The sequence below is a fragment of the Bradyrhizobium sp. USDA 4541 genome, assembly GCF_024171085.1.
Lineage (GTDB): Bacteria > Pseudomonadota > Alphaproteobacteria > Rhizobiales > Xanthobacteraceae > Bradyrhizobium > Bradyrhizobium australafricanum.
Genome location: NZ_JALJZF010000001.1, coordinates 4,448,495 through 4,466,860, shown reverse-complemented (window position 1 = coordinate 4,466,860; position 18,366 = coordinate 4,448,495). Strand labels below are relative to the sequence as shown.

The following is an 18,366-nucleotide window of genomic DNA, read 5'->3' as shown; positions in this document are numbered from 1 at the left end:
GGTCAGCCGACGACCTTGACCGGCGCCCGTCGACGATCGGTCGCGCTCTCGGCCATCCTCTCAAATCCCGCGAGGAAGATATCCAGCGCATCACTGATCATCTGCGCCTTGTCCTCGAGGACAGGCGCTTCGTAGATGTACTTGCGTACGCCATAATAGAAGATGCCGCCGTGAAATACCCAGGCCAGCTCGAGTTCTGCGGCGCTGGGCCTGCCTTGCGTCGCGAGGCCGGCGTCGTGGCGGCATTCCCGGAGAATGCGCGTCAGGATCTTGTCCTTGACCATGCCTACATACCAGCGATTGATATCGAGGCCCTTCAGGCCGGAGTAGAGATAGATCCGGAGCCATCTTCGATTGAAGATCGCGTCGGTATAGATTTCGTAAAATTCCTGAAGCCGCACGCGGAGCGGACGTGACCGATCCGAGAGCACCTTCTCCCAGCCGATTTCAAGCGGTTCGAGATATACCTTGCGGTAGACCTCCTTGATGAGATCGTCCTTGCTCGGAAAGTAGCGGTAAAGCAGCGGCTGCGTTACGCCGAGCTTGTGAGCAAGGGCGCGCGTGCCGCCGCCAAATCCCTCCTCCGCAAATAGCTCGGTTGCCTTGGTAACGAATTCACTGCGACGATCGACGGCTGATAGTCGCCTCTGCTTGGCACGAACGCGCTTGACGGGCGTCTTTCGATTCATGATGTCTTGTCACCACCCTCAGCCAAAAACCCGCCAAAACCTCCGCGCGCGAACACCAGCGGATTGTTCCGGTTATAGGCGTAGGCTTCCACCGCGCCCAGGAAAATGACGTGATCCCCGCCATAGTAGCGGTTGGCGGCACGGCACTGGAAATTCGCGACCACATCGGCAAGCACGGGAGCATTCCCGAGGCCCGGCGTCCAGCTCACACCCGCGAACTTGTCACCCGACGATCTGGCAAACTGCACCGCCAGCGCCTGTTGCGACGCGTCTAGAACGTTGACCGTAAAATGGCTGGCATTCTGGAAGATCGGCAGTCCCTGCGAAAACATGCCCAGGCTCCACAACACAAGTGGCGGATTGAGCGACACCGATGCAAAGGAATTACAAGTAATTCCATAGGGCCGACCTTCAGCCGCCATCGCGGTGACTATCGTCACACCTGTTGCGAACGTACCGAGCGCATTGCGGAAATCACGGGGATCGATCGCCGAACTATCGCTTGCGAGCTCACTGGCGGGATCCAGCGGATGTTTGGGCGAGTCGGACATCCGGCTTACCTCAAAGCGTCAGGTTTTCAGACGGCAGCCCCAGAGCCACCCGCCCGTAATTGGTGCCCGCCGCGTCAAAATTGAACGCGAGATGCGAATTCACCGCGTGCGCGTCGCGGAATTGGCGCTGCAACGCTCCCGAGGTAAACAGGCTGCGTGCGCCGCCCGCCGCAAATAGAAGAGACACCGCCTCGGTGCACAAATTGACCGCGAACGCACCGTCGCGCCGAAGCTTCGTCTTCGCTGCAATGCCCGGAATATCGCCACGCCGGACCTGCGCAAGTGCCTCAACGCAGTTCGTGCGCATGATTAGCCGCGCGGCATCGATCTTCGCCGACGCCTCGGCGATCTTGATCTGTGTGCTTTGCAGGTCCCCGATCTTGGCCCGGTTATATGTCGAAGCGCGGTGTCGCGCGATCTCGACATAGTCATCAAGGCAAGCCTGCGCATTTCCCAAACCAACCCCGGACAACACATAGGGAAACAACGAAAAGACTGGAAGCATGTAGAGCGCATTCGGATTGACGATACTGCCCGGCGTCGCACCTCCCGCAAGATCGCTGACGGCAACGGTCATATGCTCGGGAACGAATGCGTCGGTGACCCGCACGTCGTTCGATCCCGTTCCGCGCAAGCCAGCCGCATTCCAGGTGTCGTCGATACTGTAGTCCCGCCTGTTCAACAGGAATAGCCGATACTCGACACCGTCGGCCTCATCATCCGAGGCGACCACGCTCGCGAGCATGTTCCATCCGCAGGATTCCACCCCGGACGAAAACGGCCAATGACCATTCAGAACATATCCGCCGCTTGCCTTCCTCGCACGACCTGCCGGGAAGACAAAGGAAGACGCGATCAGCGCATCCGGATCCTCTCCCCACACCGCGCTCTGCGCTTCGGGCGCGAACATAGCCAGCATCCAGTGGTGACTTGCAAGGTTGGCAAAATTCCAGGAGACCGAGGCGTCTCCCTGCCCGAGCGCATCGGCGCAGTCGACCAGGGCAACATAGTCGAGCTCGCTGCCTCCGACGCGCTTGGGCTGCAGGATCCGGAAAAGGCCGCTGTCAAGCAAATCCCGCTCGGTCTCCGGCGGCAATCTGCGCAGCTCTTCGGTCCGCGATGCCCGTTCGCGCAATGCCGGAACAAGCGCTTTGGCTCGTGCGACCATGACCGAATAACGATCCATATCCGGGCCTGGCTGTACCTTCGTGTCGAGCCCGCGGCCAACCTCAACCATGGTCTCTTCCTTCGTTCGATCTCCAAGACATTTGCGCGCGCGATCGAGCCGTCAACTCAGTTTATCGATCGATCACCAGAGATCAAGGCGCGCAAGCCTGCATTCCGCGAATTCAGCGCTCAGGATCCACGACTGCCGCAGGGCGCCCATTTGAGGAAACGCTTCCAGCGATGCTTCGTTCGCACTGCAGAGGCCCATTCTAGCATCCCCACGCCCAAAATTCGATGCCGGCTACGACCGCGGCTTGTTACCCATGGCCAGAAACGCAAAAAACCCCGATCGCCGAAGCCACCGGCGCTCAACGTCATCGAATTGTTCGCGACAACCCGAACCCACGTCGCAGGATCTAGACGAGTTCCTTCCTCCAATACAGCGTGTGCTGCCATGCCCAGGGCGAGACAGGTTCGAACAGCCGATATCCTCGCCGGATAAAATCATTGGCCAAGAAGATGTACTCGCTCGGAGCCGTGTCGCAATCCGGATCAGGATCAGGCAACACCGCACGAAAATGCGACCGTGGGAACGTCCGTCTGCTCGCGTTTGGGATGCGGGCGCTCTGAATGAACTGGATGATCTCGGCGCTCATGCAAGCTCCCACAACGCGATGGCAACCAGATCCCGCGAGCGCGAGCGATATCAGATAGGCGGTCATGCAAACCTCGTTGATCGGCCGTCAGCGCGCGATGCGGCCATGGCATGAATGTGCGGCAGATCGCGCAGTGGGCGGCGATCTTTGGGGCGCGAACCTTCGCCCTGACGAGTGGGGCCGCGGGCGGCGCCGGCTTTCGCCGCGCCGCAGGACCGGCGCGTTCGCGCGCACCAGCCAATTCGTTCTCTTTTCAAGGGGTCCGGACGGCGGCGCGTTTGCGACACTCAGGCGACGGGCTGGGAGGATGTGGCGTCGTGACGGTGCGGTCACCGTCCGATTGGTGAAACGGCAATCGGGATAGGGGGAAGCCTCGCGGCTTCTCCCCTCCCACACCACCGGACATACGGGTCCGTATCCGGCGGTTCGGTGGATTATGCGGGCTGCTGTGCCGCGACGGAAGCCAAGCCGAGTGCCCTGAAGAACGCGATTGGCATGGCGATGGTGAGCGCGGGGCTGTTCGCGAGCCGCCAAGGGCCATGCGGGCTGCCGGCGGTTTGTGCCGCCAGATCCCGGCCGACGCCGCAGCGTCGCAGCTCGGCAAAGCGAGTGTCACCGCGCTTCCATTGTTTCCAGGCGATGGCGCGCAACCGCCGCCTGAGCCATTCGTCAAGTGTGCGCAACACCGACGGGGTTTGGCAGATGCCGAAGTAGCCGCGCCATCCGATCAGATAGCGCGATAGTTCCTTGGCAATCTGCGCGAGGCTTCGGCCGCAGGTGCGTCGTGTCAGTCCTCGGACCTTCGCCTTGAAGCGGGCAAGTGCCTGCGGCGCGATGCGCCGACGCGGTTCTTTCCCACCGATAAAGCTGAAGCCCAAGAACTTGCGAACGCTCGGTTTGGCGACCGCGCTCTTGGCTTTGTTGACCTTGAGCTTGAGGCGCTTTTCGAGGAACCGTTCGATGCCCGCCAGCACCCGCTCGCCCGCCTCCCGACTGCGCACATAGATGTTGCAGTCATCGGCGTAGCGCACGAAGCGATGGCCGCGTCTTTCCAGTTCCCTGTCCAGCACATCCAGCATCAGGTTCGACAATAGCGGCGAGAGCGGACCGCCCTGCGGCGTACCCTCTTCCGTCGGACTGACCAGCCCTCTCTCCAGCACACCCGCATTCAGGAATCCGCGGATCAGCTTCAGGAGGCGCTTGTCAGTCACCCGCTTGGCAACGAGCCTCATCAGGATGTCGTGGTTGACCCGGTCGAAGAACTTCTCCAGGTGGATGTCCACCACGAAGCTGTGGCCGGCCGCAATATACGTCTGCGCCCGTTCCACCGCCTGATGCGCCGAGCGCCCCGGCCGGAAGCCGAAGCTGGTCTCGGAGAACGTCCCGTCCCAATCCGCCTGCAGCACCTGCATCACCGCCTGCTGGATCAAGCGGTCGAGCACCGTCGGGATGCCGAGCGGCCGCAGGCCGCCCGACGTCTTCGGTATCTCCACCCGCCGCACCGGCTGCGGCTTGTAGGTGCCCTCAAGCAACTGGGCTCGGATCGCTAGCCAGTGCTCCTTCAGGTGGGCCGGCAACTCATCGACGGTCATCCCATCGACGCCCGCCGCGCCCTTGTTGCGCGTCACTTGCGCCAACGCCGTCTTCAGGTTCTCACGCTCGATTACCGCTTCCATCGACGGCCCTGCGGCCGCCGGGCGTTCGAGGGCGGTGGCCGCCGCGCGCGCTTCGGACTCTTGGGCGGCGGCGTTCGGGGCTTCACCCTTCGCTCCGGTGCCCAAGTTCAGCTCGACCTGATTCTTCTGCCGCATGGCTCGCGCGAGATCACCGTTCTACTGGCCACTTCCACCGTTTGGGCCTTCGACGGCACGCCACCGCCTACTATGCCCGCTGCTGACTTCTGCGCTGCGGTCAAGTCGCCTTACGACGACCTCAGTCCCGTTACCGGGACACAGCACAGACCTCCCGAGGTAAGACCGACCGCCTTCACCGCACGCTCGCCGGATTTACCACCCCGACCCTTGATGACTATGGACTTCGCGATCACATGCTCGCTCGTCCGGCCGGGTAGGCCTCGTTATCCGGTAATTGTCCATCGAGCCGCGGCTTTGCTCCACGCTGTCTTCAGACCCCACCTCGCGATGACGCCCTTGCGCTTCGCTAATCCTTCGCCGTCATCAGGCTGGATAGAGGACTTCCACCTCCAAGCCGTCGTTCATACTCGGCACACAAGGAAAAGCCCGCCGCGGATTGCTCCGCGCGGGCTAACAATTTCTGATTTTCGGATTATGACCCTGAGTTGCCCGACGTGTCAAACCTATTTCGGGCTGAATGCGACCGGTAAAATGCGATGCGTCGGCTTCGATGGTGAGAAACCGCCTTGAGCGAAAGTTTGGGCATTGATCCGGAATCGCAGCGCAGGCCGGTGCCAAGCGCCTATGCTTGCTGCGATGATGTCAGTGTGCCCGACGCGTCAAGCGGACAGCTCACAATATTTGGATCGACATCAATACAGCTTTTGGCTCGCGTCGGTCGAACTGATCCGCGCCGCATTTGATTGCAAGGAGGAAGCGTCGATGTATTTCGTTGCTGCCGTGCTCGCGGTCCTGTCCGGCCTGTTCTACGCCGCGGGCCATCATCAGATCGGCTCTCTCGGCGTCACCATGTGCAAGTATGGCGGCATGTTCTGCGACAGCCCGGTGCTGGTTCTCGTTGGTGCAGGATTTGCAGCAGCGTGGGGCATGCTGGTCAGCATTCGCTGATCATCCCGCGACATTCCGACGATGATTTTGTGCCGCTGATTTGCCCGACGTGTCAATTCCCGCGCCCTGCGTCGGGATGTGATCCCACGAACGCCCGCAGCTATTGCGGCGTGCTCGGGTTTGCCGGATGAGCGGGCTTTGGGCCGGGTGGATCAGGCTCGATCGGTGCCTTGGGCTCGGTCGGTATGACCTTTGCGCCAGCGGCTCGCGCCGCCTCGCCGGTCGTTGAGTAGTTAGCCGAAGCGGCCGGCTGCACGTTCGGCTTGTTCCACGGGCCGTGATCCACGATCAGCATGCCGAGCACGCCGAGGATCGCAACCACGGCCGCCACCAACAGCGGTGTGCCACCATGCCGATTTCGATGCTTGACCGAACCGCCATCTGCAATGCCATGCGCCTGCATTGTCATCATCGTCTCCTCCACGGAAACAAGCCGCGACCCGCGCGTAAGTTTCCGGTTCCCCGATGTGAAAGCGAGACATGTCGGTGGAACCAATCCACCGCTGCGGAATTTCTCCGATATGTGGCCGCCATCGCCGTGCAAAACGTGCGGATAGCAAAGGCGTTGGTCACCTGACGTCGGTCACCTGGCCTTCAATAAATCGCGGCACGGCACATGAGCTCCGAAACACCCGAGTTCCCGCTTCAACCCACACTCGGTGAACGAGCGATCGACACCGCGACGGACGTCTCGCGTACGATCACGGAGGTGTCGGATGGACTCCGAGCCGCCGCCGATCGCCTCAGCGATGCCATCGCGACCTCGCGCCGACCGGGCGGCGCCCTGGCCATCGTGAGTGCGGTCACGCGCGAAGCGCCGCTCGCAAGCCTGTTCGTCGCGTTTCTGCTCGGCGTCGCCGTCGCGCGCCGGCGCTAAAGCGTCGATGGGGCCGCGAACGCCGTGTCCTAGAACTTGCCCTTCGTCGCGTCCTTGGTCGCCGACATCACGCTACCGCTGATCTGGCGCATGTGTTCGCCGGCATTGGTGAACTGGCTGCGCAGGAATTCCGACTGGATCCGCATCGCCTCCTGCAGATCCGTTGCGTGCACGAGCTTGCGCGCATGCTCGAACGCCGCCTTCATGTTCTGCTCGGTGAACGACAGCGCCTGTTTGGAGATCTCGGTACCGGCGCCCGGCATCGACGTCATCGACTTGCTCGCGGCATCAAAGAACAGGCTGAAGGCCTGTTCGGCCTGGTCGATGGTCTTTTCCGCGAGATCGCGCAACTCGGCGGGAACTTCAAGCTTAGGCTCAATCATGATCGCGCCCCCTGAAATAAGCGTCCGGTGAGGTTAGCATAGATTGTGACGGCGTCAGCGCCGGATCGCGAGCAATGAAGACCCACCCGCTCCGGCCAATTGAGGAAAAATTACCTAGCCGCGACCGACAGCCGATTCCAATTATGTCAGCACTGTGGCATAGTGATTCGGCTTCTTCGTCGGTCGCGTTCGCGTCTCTGGGGAATAAGGGGATCCGATGCTGCGCGCCGTTCGTCCGACACCGACCTGCACCCGGTTCAAGACCAGCATAGAGATGCCGTGCATGAAGTGCGGCACGCAAATGCGGCTTGCCTTGATCGAGCCGCGCGACCAAGTCTACGACGTGCTGACCTATCAGTGCACGCCTTGCAATTCCGGTGAAAGCTTCCTGAATGCGCGCTAGGCTGCGCGCATGTTCAATCGCTCAGCACGGCGGCTCCCGCCTCCGTCAGCCCGGGCTCGTCGTCATGCAGTTCGACGAGACCGAGCTCAGCGAGGATGTGCAGATCCTCGTCGCTGACCGGTGACAATTTGAGCCTGCCGGCCTGAATATCCCGCAAGGTCCAGCGCAAGCCGATCGCGCGCTCGAGTGAAAATTCCGCGAATGGATTATCTGCCATCCGCCTCGACTAGTGCGGCATTTGGATCAGACTTTGTCTTGCCGCGGCGGCTTCATGGACACCACAGATTGATCGCGGCTGGCGCGATCGAGGCGCACAAATGCCTCGACCGCGCCAACGCTTCATGCATTGCCCGCAGCGGCTCAGTAGCGGTAGGGATCGATATCGAGAAGCGGGAATGCGCTGAACACGCTCGGCAGATTGGTCGGCATCGCCGGATGCAGGTAGGATTTGTCCAGTTCGGCAAAGCTGGTGACGCCGAGCAGACCGAGGCAGCGGATCACCTCGTCCTCCAGCAGTTCAAGCATCCGGACAATGCCGGCCTCACCGGCCGCGGCGAGCGCCCAGCACTGCAACCGGCCGATGCCGACAAGATCAGCGCCCGAAATGATAGCCTTCACAATATCGGTGCCGCGGCAGAACGAGCCGTCGACCATGATCTTGGCACGGCCCGCGACCGCCTGAACGATCTCGGGCAGGACATGCATGGACCCACGGCCATGGTCGAGCTGTCGGCCGCCATGATTTGAGACGTAAATCCAGTCGACCCCGTGGTCGAGGGCGATCTTGGCGTCTTCGGCGGTGGCGATCCCCTTGAGGATAAGTGGAATCTTGAACTTGTCCTTGATCAGCTTCACCGTCCGCCATTCCAGCCCCTTCTGGAAATCGCCGCCGGTGGCGCGGATGCGGCTCTCGCGGACATAGCGCTTGGCTATATCGCGCTCGCGCCGGCTGTAATGGGCAGTGTCCACCGTGAGGCAGAACGCGGCATAACCGTTGTCGATGCTGCGGCTGACCACATCCTCGACAAAGGCATCGTCGCCACGCACATAGAGCTGGAAGATGCGAAGCGCATCCGGTGCCGCCCTGGCGGTGTCCTCCAGCCCGGGCTCGGAAACCGAACTCAGCATGTGCGCCGCGCCGAACGTTCCCGCTCCACGCGCGACGGCCGCGCCCGCATCCGGATCGAAGATCTCGAGCGCGCCGACCGGGGCGATCATCACGGGAAGCCGGAGCTTGCGTCCGAATACCGCGGTAGAAGGATCGACGTTGATGACGTTGCGCAGGACGCGCGGCCGGAACGCGATCTCGTCGAGCGCCATTCTGTTGCGGCGCATCGTGGTCTCGGTCTCCGAGGCGCCGACGATGTAGTCCCAGGCGTTCTGATTCAGCTTGGCGCGGGCCTTTCGCGCGAATTCGTGCAGGTTCTGGAATTCCTCGCCGCTGGCGCCGAGTTCGACATTGCGCGCCTGTCGAATGGGGGTCCCGTCATTCATGGTGTTTCTTCTCCCGATTTGGCCGGCACATTAGCCGCAGACAAACCGGAAAAGCTACCACCTTGCGCCACGAATCCGGCCAGCGAAGGCCAGCTATTCGCTCGTGAGATAGATCGGTTCTCGACGCGACGCGGTTCGTATCCAGACGACCTCGCCCGAGGCGAGCTAGCTGCCCGAAAACCGGTTTCGGTACTCGGTCGGCGATACGCCGAGGTGGCGCAGGAAGGCCCGCCGCATTCGCTCGTCATCGCCAAATCCCGCGCGCTTGGCGACCTCGACCACGCCGCCGATCTGGCGGCTTTCGAGCAGCAAGCGCGCCGTCTCCACCCGCAGCGCCTCGACGCCGCTTGCGGGTGTCATGCCGGTGCGGCTGACATAGGTCCGGGCAAAGGTGCGTGGCGACATCCCCGCCTTTTCCGCGAGAGTCTCGACCTTGAGGTCGCTCGTGATGTTCTCGATGATCCAGGCGTGCAGCGCGCTGAAGCGTCCCTCGACGTCCGATGCCTGGGCGGCAAGGACGGTCGAGAACTGGCTCTGACCGCCCGGCCGCTTCAGAAACACCACAAGTCTGCGCGCGACATCGAGCGCGATGGTGTGGCCGAAATCCTCCTCGATCATGGCGAGCGCCAGATCGATGCCGGCGCTAACCCCGGCCGATGACCAGACCCGTCCGTCCTTGACGAAGATCGCGTTGGGCTCAACCCGGATATTGGGAAAGCCATCCTGCAGACGAGGACAATAACGCCAGTGCGTTGCCGCCCGCTTGCCGTCCAAAATCCCGGTCCAGGCCAACGCAAATGCGCCAAGGCAAACCGACGCGATACGGCGCGCCTTGGGCAGCGCCTCCGCGATCCAGTTCATCAACTTCGCGTCGTTGCGAATCTTCCAGATGCCGGGCCCGCCGGGGATCACCAGCGTGTCGACCTCGCCGGGCGCAATACTGTCAATCGGCGCCGTGTCGATCATCATGCCGACATCGGTCGGGACCAACCCGCCGGAGGTCGACAGGTAGGACAGCGAGTAGTCCGGTCCCGGCAGCTCGATTGCTTCCAGTTCTGCAAACACCTGCGCCGGTCCCGAGATGTCGAGCAAGGTCACACCCGGAAAGGCAACGATCGCGATCCGCCGCGTCGCTTTCTTGTCGCGCGGCTCAGGCCGGGGCGCTTTGGCAGTTTTCGAGGGCATATTGTCCTTTAAGCCATTCGAGGCTGCCCTGTATAGCTCGCAATGGAATTCTGGAGTTCTGCCATGTCGCGAAATCTGGGCAGCGGATACGAGGCGATCAAATCGCCTTGGACGGATTACGCGATCTACAGTCTACCCGATGCCTCCCGGGTCGAAGCCTGCGACCGTCAGCCGCTGATGGACGCCATGAACGGCATCATTGCCGTCAACTGGCAGGCCACCGAGCCGCACTGGACAACAACCTCCTCGCCCTTCGACAAGAAGTATAGCCTGATCCTTGTCTACGATCGGTCTGGCCTCATTGCCTTCTCGGTCTACCGCATCCTGCAGATGTCGGCCGGACTCGGAATCTATCGCAGCGGCACGGAAGTGCTCCCGGCGCACCAGGGCCGCGGCTTCTACGGCTTCTTCACAGCGGAAGTCCTGAAATGCTCCGGCGCCGCCGCGAGAGCCGAGGGCAACGTGCTCTACGGCTGGCGAACCCGCAACCCGATCGTCTGGGCAGCGAACGCTAAGATTTGCGAAAAAGTGACTCCATCTTTGCTCGACGATACGCAGGATCTCGCCCTGCAGGCGGCCTGTATCGAGATGTGCACCTCGCTCTATCCGGGCAAGCCGCTCGAACTGCCCGACATGATCATGCGTGGCGCTTACGGCCACATTAAGCACCATCGGCAGGCCTATCATGGCACCGCGTCGCTGGTCGATGCCGCGATGTCGCGGAAGATTCCGAATTCAGCGGATGCCCTTTTCTCGGTGGGTTACGCGAGGGTGTGATGTCGATGCTCGGACAACAAGCTGTTTATGCCCCGACGTCGCGCTTCACCGATCGCGCCTATCTCGCGTGGACGGCGGTGGCCATCGCCTACGCCATCGCCTTCCTGCAGCGCGTATCGCCGCAGTCGGTCAGCCTCAGCTTCATGCACGACTTCAACACCGACGCGGCCGGCGTTGCGATGCTCGCCTCAAGCTACTTCTGGGGCTACACCTTGATGCAGATTCCGGCAGGCCTTCTGGTCGACCGTTACGGCGTCAAGCGCGTCGTTCTCGTCAGCATGATCGCCTCCTCGCTCGGCAGCGCCGCGTTCGCGCTAGCACCGAACCTGCTCGACGTTTTTGTTGCGCGCCTGATCGTCGCCTGCGGCGATGCGCTGGTCTTCACCGCACTCCTGAAGCTCGTGGCACAGAGCTTCGCGGATGAGCGGTTCGGCATGATGTCGGGCATCTCGCAGGTCTCGGGCTATGTCGGGGGCGTGATCGCGACCACGCCGCTCGCAGCCGCGGTCTCAGGGTTCGGCTGGCGGGCCTGCTTCCTGTTCATCGCCTGCATTGGCCTCGCCAACCTGGCTTTCGCCAAGCTCGCGCTCAAGCCCGATCCGGCCTCGCACAGCAACAAGACGCTGAAGGGCGTGGTGATCGCCGCGCGGCAATCGCTGGCCCATGTCGCGAACTGGGGTTGCGCAATGACGTTTGCGTCGCATTTCGCGGTGGTGACGACGCTGTCGGGCGTCTGGGGCATTCCGATGGTCGCGCACTTCTTCCATATCTCCCCGACAGCCGCCGGCACGCCCCTGCTCGCCTTCATGATCGGCAATGCGCTCGGCTCGATCTTCCTGGGTCACGCCGCCGATCGCGCCGCGGCGGCGCTCGATCGCGCGCTGATCGGCATTTGCGTGCTGCGCATGCTGCTGATCGCGATGTTGCTGCCGCCGATCGCCCAGACATTTGGACTCGCCTACGTCACCGTCGCGTTCACTGCCTTGGGGCTCGTCGCCGGGGGCACCGTCCCGCTGGTACTGAAATGCGTCAAGAAGCTCTACACCGCCGATCTGATCGGTGTGGGCGCATCCGTGAACACCACAGCCGCCGGAATTTTCGCCGGCATCTCGCAGCCCATCATCGGCTTCGCGATGCTCGCCGCCAGCAACGCCTCGGGGACCGACGCCGTACACAACACGGCCGCGATCGGCGACGGCGGCTACAGCGCCTTGATTGTCATTCTGCTTCTTATGTCGCTGCCGGGCATTGCCGGGCCGCTCTTGATGAGAAGCAAGTTGATAGCTCGTTAGTGTCGTTATGAGTGTAGGGGGTGTTATGGAGCGCTTGTTCTTGAGAAAAGGCGAAGTCGCGGCAAACTTTCCGGTCAGCAGCTGGCAGAGCGTGATGTTCTCCGAGTTTGAAGCGCAGATGAGCAGCGAGGCAAGGCCGTTCCCTTGCGTGTTCGGCGTGACCGGACATCGCCAGGATCAGCTCCGCTACCTTTTCCTCGATCCGTATGATGTGGCGGTGCTGGGCGAGCAACTCGGGCAGTATGTCTCGCAGGCGCGCTCGTTCGGTCCCAACACTTCGTTGATCGTGTTCACGCGGCCCCGCCCGGTACAGACACTCGATGCCTATTATCGCAAGATGTGGCTGACGCTCGACCAGCTCGCGCGGCTGGACAAGAACCCGTGGCCATCAGAGATTCCGGAACAGATCGACCATCCGATGTGGGAGTTCTCGTTTGCGGGCGAGCCGATCTTCGTGGTCTGCACGACGCCCGCGCATGTGATGCGGCAGAGCCGCCGGTCCAGCGCCTTCATGCTCACGTTCCAGCCGCGCTGGGTGTTCGACAAGATCCTCGGGACGGAGAAGGCCGCGAACGCTGCGTTCGCGGCGGTGCGAAAGCGCCTGATCCCGTACGACAGCGCAAGCCCCTCTCCGCTTCTTGGCCGCTACGGCGCAACCGACGGCCGCGAGTATCTGCAGTACTTCCTGCACGACGACAACCATGCGAGCTCGGGCTGCCCCTTCGCCAAGCTCGCGCAGAACAAGGCTCAACCGATCGCGAACAAGGAGCAGGCAGCATGACCCAGATCATCGCAGGCACGAAGACTGAATTTGCCATCGCCCCGGAGATCCTGGACCTGCTCCCGGCCCAGGGCTCGGTCGAGCTGCAGCATGATGCGGCCGGCAAGGTGCATCAGTTCCATACCCATCCGGTCGACGAGATCCTGATGATCATCAGCGGCCGGCTGAACTTCATCTGGGATGGCGGCGAGCGGGTGGTCGGCGCCGGCGATACCATCCTGCTGCCAGCCGGCACCCGGCATCAATCCGAAGCGCTCGAGGGCGGCGCAATCTACGTGATCGCGACGCAAGCGCCCGCCAAGCCAATGAACAGCTGACGCACAGGAAAGATTTGCGAGCACCTCAGGACAGTGAGGGATCGCGCGGCGGCTCAACCGCCAAACGTTCGACGAGCTCGATGACCTCGGAACGCTGGTCGGGCGCAAGTCGAAGGAAAGCCTTCAACAGTCGCAGGCTTTCCAGTGTTTCGCTCGATGGAGCTCCGAGCTTCTTCTGCAGCTCCGCAACGTATGTGGGATTTTTCATCTCGCACCTTAAGTGAGGATTACGAATGGCATACCCAGGTAAACGTGAAGGCTTGGCCCAGAAGGTCGACACCGCAGCACAAGAGGCCGAACGCCTCGGCCTGACCACGGCAACCCTCATCCTCCGGATGGCACGCCTCGAGATTGATCGGGCGGAACCCGAGGAAGTTGAAAGTATGCCAAGGAACAACTTGCGCAGCAAGCCGAACTGAGTTCCCGAAACGGACCAGCTTCAAGGCCGCCGGCGACGCGCCGGGCCTGCGACGCCTGAAAGACATCTCGCCAGGCGAGAGGCTTTCCTCTCGCCTGCTGTCAGGTTGTTTTGCGAATAGTTGATCTTTTGTGCAGGCTGAGCACGCTGGAGCGTTTTCAAGCGAAGCGGATACCGGTTCGCGTCAAGGAAGCGCGTCAAACTGGAATCTAGAGCCCCGTTCCGATTCCATCGGAACGGAAAAGGCTCTAGCCGGTGTTGCCTGCCTTGCCGAACGCGCCGGCCTCAGCCAGCGCGGCGATGCGCCGGTCGTCGTAGCCAAGCGTCTTGCTCAACACGTCCTTGGTATGCTGACCGAGCAGCGGAGCCGCAACAGGATCAACGGTCGGCGTCAGGCTCATATTGACCGGAGACTCGATGTTCGGAACCGAGCCGGCGGTTGGATGCGCAATCCTGCTCAGGCGATGCCGGTCGCGCACCTCGGGCGCGTTGAACCCCTCCTCGACCGTCCGCAGATAGCCAACCGGAATGTTCGCCTTCTTCATCTTCGCCATCCAGTTCTCGAGCGTGTCGCCCGCAAACACGCTGGCAATGATCGCGCGCAGCTTCTCCTTGTTGGCCGTGCGCGCCTTGCGGTGAGCAAACTCGGGATCGGTGACGAGATCCGGGCGTTCCAGCACGTCGGTGACAAGCCGGCGATACAGCCGGTCATTGGCGCAGGCCATGTAGAGCGGACCATCGGAGGCCCGGTAGACGCCGACGGTCGGCGAACCGTTCGGAGAGTTGCCGAAACGGCCGGGATTGTTGCCATTGATGAGATAGGCCATGCCGTAGAAGCCGGTCATTGACACCGCGGTGTCGATCAAGGCGACCTCGACCTGCTGACCGCGACCGAGCCGATCGCGCGCAATCAGCGCCAGCAAAATGGCGTTGCAGGCCGACATGCCCGTCGCCATGTCGACGATCGGCGGCCCGGTGCGCACCGGCTCGCCATCCGGAAAGCCGTTGAGCGACATGAAGCCGCTTTCGGCCTGCGTGATCGGGTCGAAGCCCGGGCGCAGCGCGAAATCGCCTTTGCGGCCATAGGCGGAGATCGAGCAATAAATCAGCCGCGGGTTGGTCGGCGCCACCGACGCATAATCGAGACCGAATTTCTTCATCACGCCGCCGGAGAAATTCTCGACCACGACGTCGGCCTTGGCAATCAACGCGCGCGCGACATCGAGCGCGGCCGGATTGTTGAAATCGAGCGCAATGCCGCGCTTGTTGCGGTTGAGGCTCAGATACGCCGCGCTCTCCCCGCCGATTTCGGCGTGCTCATAGGCGCGCGTGTCATCACCGCCGTCCGGATTCTCGATCTTGATGACTTCGGCCCCGAAGTCGGCCAGCGTTTGCGTGCAGGCCGGGCCGGCCACGACGCGGGTGAAGTCGACGACCAGCAGGCCGTCGAGCGCCGTCGGAACTCCCTCCCCGCGCGGCGTGCGCCCCGGCAATTCTGGTCTGGTCATGATCTGACGCTTCCTCTGTTATTTTGTCAGGCGAAATACGACGGTCCCTGCCAAGACCGGCACTGCTCGCCTTTTAGCGGAAGCTCGTCAGCAAAACCAAACCCGGATTTTGCAGGGCGGGACCTTCGTCCGACATGGCTGTCGATGGCCAAAGACGACCCGGCGGCCGCCGACATGGTCGGGCGCCTCGCACGCGAAGCAAGCCTGCCGGATACCGATTTGTGGGGGCGGAGCCCATACGCAAGCGGGTGGCGGCACGCCGCCGCCACCCGCTTTCGTGATGGGGAGCCTTCGAGCTATTCGGCGATCATTTCGCCGGAGCCGCCGAACTCAGCCGGAAAATCCTTCAACTTCGGCAGGCCGTCGCGTATCTGCAGCACTGCCTCGGAATAGTTGACGTGAACCCCTGGGCTGAATTTCAGCGTCGGGATCGTTGCGGTGAACACGTCGACGAGCCCGAGCGTCGGGTGGTTGGTCATCAGGTGACCGCCGCACTTTGTGCAATATTTGCGCTGGCTCATCGCGGTCTTCTCGAACGTCGCGATGTGGTCGGCGCCCTTGGTGACCTCGACCGCCTCGGGCTTCCAGAGGCTGAACGCATTCACCGGACCACCGGACCAGGAGCGGCATGAACGGCAGTGGCAATAGCCCATTGCCTCAGGCTCTCCGCTGACCTTGAGTTCGACGGCGCCACAAAAGCAGTTTCCAGTGTGATTCATCGGTCGGTTCTCCCTTGGGTTATTTTGATTGGGCTCAGCGTCGGCATCGATCCACGTTGCTCGTGGTGTTCGTGATGCAGAGAAGATGTAGACAGTGCGTAGCCGCGGCGAACTCCCTTGCGTGGACGTACCAGACCCTTCTCGCGCGAGAGGCTCGAATGCAGTCCGGTCGTCGACGCGACCGAAGTTACATGAGAGTCCGCGCCGCTGTCGACCATCTTCACAGCCTTGGCCGGGCCAATCCCGACCGCACACAAGGAAGGAGTTCAGTGTGAGGCAAGGCACAGTCATGCGATGAGGGCTACCGTGCCGGATTCCTGCGCGGCAAACCGGCACGTCAGCAATCACGTCAGATCAGCGTTGATGGTCCTTCACCGGAACCCTGCTTGCCGTCGCAAGCCCGTACATCAGCGCCAGCCGATCCAAGCATTGAGACGCCGCGCAAAATAGTCCTGCCAGCGCTGCGTACACAGTCGGCGCCGCTGTCCAACCTGCTCCATGGTCATGCCGAGAACCAGGACATCGTGCAGTGGCGCCGAACCGTCGGCGCCGAGTTCATGCTCGGCGCGATTGAGGCGCAGCGTCGTCTGGCGCCGCCCCTCGGTGATCGGCTTGCGTCGCAGGCCGCGATCGACGAATTCGCGCGTCGTATCCACCGCGCTCGGCCTTTTGCCAGTCGTTTTGGAACGCCCGGCCACTCCGATATTGCGTATCGTCGATCAGGCGGTGCGCGTGCAACCGGCCGAGCGGATCGTTGCGGATCGAGCGAAAAGCAACGATCTTCTCGCCTGGCTCGAGCGCAAGGGGATCGTCGACGTCGACGGTCGCCACCTCGGCATTAAACGGCAGATCCTGGGCACATCGATCGTGCGCTCCGGCGGGATCGTACGGCTTCCGGCGCTTGGCTCGCGGCATTGGTAACCTCCAAAATGTCTGATGATGGGCGCGCGGAGGCTTCCGCGCGATCGCAGTTGCGGACCAATGTCCGTCGGTCAGGTGATGAATTGCCTCAACCGGCCCCGATGGGCTTGAAGCTAGTCGGCGCTCAATACCGGCCTCGTGGCCTCAGGATCGCGACTCGTGTGAAAATGCGGCGTGCAGTAGCTCAAGCCCGACCGGCACGGATGACCGCAGAAGGTAATGGTCTCGCCGTCGCTATCCCGCCATAGGGATAGCGGCAGTCTCCGGGCTTGAGGTCGAGCAGCGAAAGATGCCGCGGCACGACCGCCGCGCAACGAAGCTGCGGCATCTCCACCGTTTCAGTGAAGATCTTTGGCTCGCGAAGCAGATCCGGCGTCAGTTCGGCGCGCCCTTCACGCAGCCGCCTGATCCTTCGGAGCCCGGCAGGGACGGCTCGGGCCTTTCGAGGCCCGCCAACCCCATGCGCTGCGCTCGGCTGAGCGCCGCGTTGCGCGTATAGGCCGTATTGAAGGTAGCGTTGATCGTGTCAGCGATTTTCGAATAGGACAAGCCGCGGGCGCGGAGATCCTGCAGGGCTGCCGAATGCTCCGGCAGCCGGTTCATCATTTCCATTCCAAATTCCCATTTCTGTCATTCCGCCGGCGCCTCGCATACCTTCCGATATTCCGAAGAAAATAGTCAAGCTTGTTTCTGATAATCGTAACGGATATAGTCTCTCCGGGTTTGGGAAAGGATGAAACATGCTGGACGCGGCGCTGATCGAACGAGCACTGGAAAAGACTGGGAAGAGCAAAGGCGGGCTTGCCCGCGCGATGGGGGTTCGGGCCGGGGCGGTCTCCGAAATCCTGTCGGGAATAAGGTTGATCAAGGCATCCGAGATTGCCCCGATCATGGAGTATTTGGAGCTGAATTCGGTGCCGATCGTGGGCCGGGTCGGCGCCGGCGCCTCGATCCAGCCGGAGCTTGAACAGGTCCCGCCGGAGGGTCTCGGCGAAATCGAGCTTCCATTCCCGATGACGGAGGAGACCGTCGCTTTCGAGGTCTCAGGCGATTCGATGCTGCCGAAATACGAGAACGGCGACGTCATCGTGGTGTATCGCGAGCAGCGCTATCCGCTGTCGAGCTTCTACGGAGAGGAAGCTGCGGTCCGGCTGAAGAGCGGCGAGCGGTATCTGAAGACGATCGAACGCGGCAGTTCGTCCGGCACCGTCAACCTCAAGAGCTTTAATGCCAAGCCGATCAACGGCGTAAAGCTCGAATGGATCGGCGAAATCTGCGTCACCCTGCCTCGCGGCCAGATCGAAAGGCTGCGCGGCAAGTCGGTGGCGAAGGGTCGCAAATCTGCCCGGACGCAGGGCGGGCGATCGTCCGAGAAGTAACCGCGCTGCTTCAGGGACCGGCCGGACCGATTCGGACGCCTTCGGGACGAATCGGTCCGGCCATGCATGCCTGAATTTCGGTTTTCG

The 18,366-nt window shown here is 62.2% G+C and carries 22 protein-coding genes and 2 pseudogenes; 9 read left to right on the top strand and 15 right to left on the bottom strand.

The features are described from left to right. Positions 1 to 2: 2 nt before the first annotated feature. The 5 genes and pseudogenes from J2R80_RS20970 to ltrA all read right to left on the bottom strand — a co-directional run bounded on the left by J2R80_RS20970 (position 3) and on the right by ltrA (position 4,874). Entirely contained in the window at positions 3 to 689 is a 687-nt protein-coding gene (locus J2R80_RS20970) for a TetR/AcrR family transcriptional regulator (RefSeq protein WP_253589734.1), read from the bottom strand. Next, positions 686 to 1,240, bottom strand: coding sequence for a flavin reductase family protein (locus J2R80_RS20965; RefSeq protein ID WP_076834073.1), 555 nt, complete (start codon positions 1,238 to 1,240; stop codon positions 686 to 688). Before J2R80_RS20965 ends, J2R80_RS20970 begins: the two co-directional genes overlap by 4 nt. A 10-nt stretch (positions 1,241 to 1,250) precedes the next feature. Next, positions 1,251 to 2,426 carry an acyl-CoA dehydrogenase family protein gene (locus J2R80_RS20960; protein ID WP_375162655.1) on the bottom strand — a complete coding sequence of 392 codons (1,176 nt, stop codon included), beginning with the start codon at positions 2,424 to 2,426 and terminating at the stop codon, positions 1,251 to 1,253. Positions 2,427 to 2,823: 397 nt separating this feature from the next. Beyond that, positions 2,824 to 2,919, bottom strand: a pseudogene (locus J2R80_RS20955) (GNAT family N-acetyltransferase); the annotation flags it as partial. A 578-nt stretch (positions 2,920 to 3,497) separates the two neighbouring features. Next, a complete protein-coding gene (ltrA, locus tag J2R80_RS20950) occupies positions 3,498 to 4,874 on the bottom strand; it encodes a group II intron reverse transcriptase/maturase (RefSeq protein WP_253639328.1) in 1,377 nt (458 codons plus the stop codon). A gap of 765 nt (positions 4,875 to 5,639) precedes the next feature. Between ltrA and J2R80_RS20945 the strand changes: the two genes are divergently transcribed. Further along, positions 5,640 to 5,825, top strand: a complete 186-nt coding sequence (locus tag J2R80_RS20945) for a hypothetical protein (RefSeq protein WP_253626143.1) — start codon at positions 5,640 to 5,642, stop codon at positions 5,823 to 5,825. Positions 5,826 to 5,925: 100 nt separating this feature from the next. Here the strand turns inward: J2R80_RS20945 and J2R80_RS20940 are convergent, their stop codons facing one another. Beyond that, positions 5,926 to 6,228 (bottom strand): hypothetical protein, encoded by a 303-nt coding sequence (locus J2R80_RS20940; protein ID WP_057020638.1) that lies wholly within the window; start codon positions 6,226 to 6,228, stop codon positions 5,926 to 5,928. Positions 6,229 to 6,441: 213 nt separating this feature from the next. On the opposite strand from J2R80_RS20940, the gene J2R80_RS20935 reads away from it, so the two are divergent. Next, the gene (locus J2R80_RS20935) at positions 6,442 to 6,702 is read left to right on the top strand and encodes a hypothetical protein (RefSeq protein ID WP_076834079.1); all 261 of its coding nucleotides are present in this window, start codon (positions 6,442 to 6,444) and stop codon (positions 6,700 to 6,702) included. 29 nt (positions 6,703 to 6,731) lie between these two features. On the opposite strand, the gene J2R80_RS20930 is transcribed toward J2R80_RS20935, so the two are convergent. Continuing rightward, on the bottom strand, positions 6,732 to 7,085 hold the full coding sequence (locus J2R80_RS20930; protein ID WP_016847366.1) for a phasin: 354 nt from the start codon (positions 7,083 to 7,085) through the stop codon (positions 6,732 to 6,734). Positions 7,086 to 7,302: 217 nt separating this feature from the next. Between J2R80_RS20930 and J2R80_RS20925 the strand changes: the two genes are divergently transcribed. Beyond that, positions 7,303 to 7,488: a hypothetical protein gene (locus J2R80_RS20925; protein ID WP_018272817.1), complete on the top strand. Its 186-nt coding sequence runs from the start codon at positions 7,303 to 7,305 to the stop codon at positions 7,486 to 7,488. Between the two features lie 13 nt (positions 7,489 to 7,501). Here the strand turns inward: J2R80_RS20925 and J2R80_RS20920 are convergent, their stop codons facing one another. The 3 genes from J2R80_RS20920 to J2R80_RS20910 all read right to left on the bottom strand — a co-directional run bounded on the left by J2R80_RS20920 (position 7,502) and on the right by J2R80_RS20910 (position 10,167). Then, on the bottom strand, positions 7,502 to 7,705 hold the full coding sequence (locus J2R80_RS20920; RefSeq protein WP_253589731.1) for a hypothetical protein: 204 nt from the start codon (positions 7,703 to 7,705) through the stop codon (positions 7,502 to 7,504). Between the two features lie 143 nt (positions 7,706 to 7,848). Beyond that, positions 7,849 to 8,982 carry an alpha-hydroxy acid oxidase gene (locus J2R80_RS20915; RefSeq protein ID WP_168856027.1) on the bottom strand — a complete coding sequence of 378 codons (1,134 nt, stop codon included), beginning with the start codon at positions 8,980 to 8,982 and terminating at the stop codon, positions 7,849 to 7,851. A gap of 165 nt (positions 8,983 to 9,147) precedes the next feature. Beyond that, positions 9,148 to 10,167, bottom strand: coding sequence for a GlxA family transcriptional regulator (locus J2R80_RS20910; protein WP_253639327.1), 1,020 nt, complete (start codon positions 10,165 to 10,167; stop codon positions 9,148 to 9,150). Between the two features lie 42 nt (positions 10,168 to 10,209). On the opposite strand from J2R80_RS20910, the gene J2R80_RS20905 reads away from it, so the two are divergent. From J2R80_RS20905 to J2R80_RS20890, 4 genes are read left to right on the top strand one after another with little or no spacing between them, the layout of a single operon-like run. Beyond that, complete coding sequence (locus tag J2R80_RS20905; protein WP_253639326.1) at positions 10,210 to 10,944, top strand: hypothetical protein; 735 nt, start codon at positions 10,210 to 10,212, stop codon at positions 10,942 to 10,944. After that, on the top strand, positions 10,944 to 12,236 hold the full coding sequence (locus J2R80_RS20900; protein WP_168856029.1) for an MFS transporter: 1,293 nt from the start codon (positions 10,944 to 10,946) through the stop codon (positions 12,234 to 12,236). The genes J2R80_RS20905 and J2R80_RS20900 overlap by 1 nt, the downstream gene beginning before the upstream one ends. A gap of 40 nt (positions 12,237 to 12,276) precedes the next feature. Continuing rightward, the gene (locus tag J2R80_RS20895; RefSeq protein ID WP_225645894.1) at positions 12,277 to 13,017 is read left to right on the top strand and encodes a YqcI/YcgG family protein; all 741 of its coding nucleotides are present in this window, start codon (positions 12,277 to 12,279) and stop codon (positions 13,015 to 13,017) included. Continuing rightward, the gene (locus tag J2R80_RS20890; protein WP_141339794.1) at positions 13,014 to 13,334 is read left to right on the top strand and encodes a cupin domain-containing protein; all 321 of its coding nucleotides are present in this window, start codon (positions 13,014 to 13,016) and stop codon (positions 13,332 to 13,334) included. Before J2R80_RS20895 ends, J2R80_RS20890 begins: the two co-directional genes overlap by 4 nt. Before the next feature lie 25 nt (positions 13,335 to 13,359). Here J2R80_RS20890 and J2R80_RS20885 read toward each other — a convergent pair whose 3' ends face one another. After that, a complete protein-coding gene (locus tag J2R80_RS20885) occupies positions 13,360 to 13,542 on the bottom strand; it encodes a hypothetical protein (RefSeq protein ID WP_016847357.1) in 183 nt (60 codons plus the stop codon). Positions 13,543 to 13,567: 25 nt separating this feature from the next. On the opposite strand from J2R80_RS20885, the gene J2R80_RS20880 reads away from it, so the two are divergent. Next, the gene (locus J2R80_RS20880; RefSeq protein WP_016847356.1) at positions 13,568 to 13,753 is read left to right on the top strand and encodes a hypothetical protein; all 186 of its coding nucleotides are present in this window, start codon (positions 13,568 to 13,570) and stop codon (positions 13,751 to 13,753) included. Between the two features lie 247 nt (positions 13,754 to 14,000). On the opposite strand, the gene J2R80_RS20875 is transcribed toward J2R80_RS20880, so the two are convergent. The 4 genes and pseudogenes from J2R80_RS20875 to J2R80_RS20860 form a co-directional block, all read right to left on the bottom strand. Further along, positions 14,001 to 15,263, bottom strand: a complete 1,263-nt coding sequence (locus tag J2R80_RS20875; RefSeq protein WP_253641000.1) for a CaiB/BaiF CoA-transferase family protein — start codon at positions 15,261 to 15,263, stop codon at positions 14,001 to 14,003. Between the two features lie 293 nt (positions 15,264 to 15,556). After that, positions 15,557 to 15,979, bottom strand: a complete 423-nt coding sequence (locus tag J2R80_RS20870; protein WP_026193083.1) for a GFA family protein — start codon at positions 15,977 to 15,979, stop codon at positions 15,557 to 15,559. 354 nt (positions 15,980 to 16,333) lie between these two features. Then, positions 16,334 to 16,894 (bottom strand): annotated as a pseudogene (locus J2R80_RS20865) (hypothetical protein). A 381-nt stretch (positions 16,895 to 17,275) separates the two neighbouring features. Continuing rightward, complete coding sequence (locus tag J2R80_RS20860; protein WP_092082973.1) at positions 17,276 to 17,512, bottom strand: GcrA family cell cycle regulator; 237 nt, start codon at positions 17,510 to 17,512, stop codon at positions 17,276 to 17,278. Positions 17,513 to 17,640: 128 nt separating this feature from the next. Here J2R80_RS20860 and J2R80_RS20855 point away from each other — a divergent pair, with 128 nt between their 5' ends. Then, positions 17,641 to 18,279: an XRE family transcriptional regulator gene (locus J2R80_RS20855; RefSeq protein WP_057020536.1), complete on the top strand. Its 639-nt coding sequence runs from the start codon at positions 17,641 to 17,643 to the stop codon at positions 18,277 to 18,279. Positions 18,280 to 18,366: the final 87 nt, after the last annotated feature.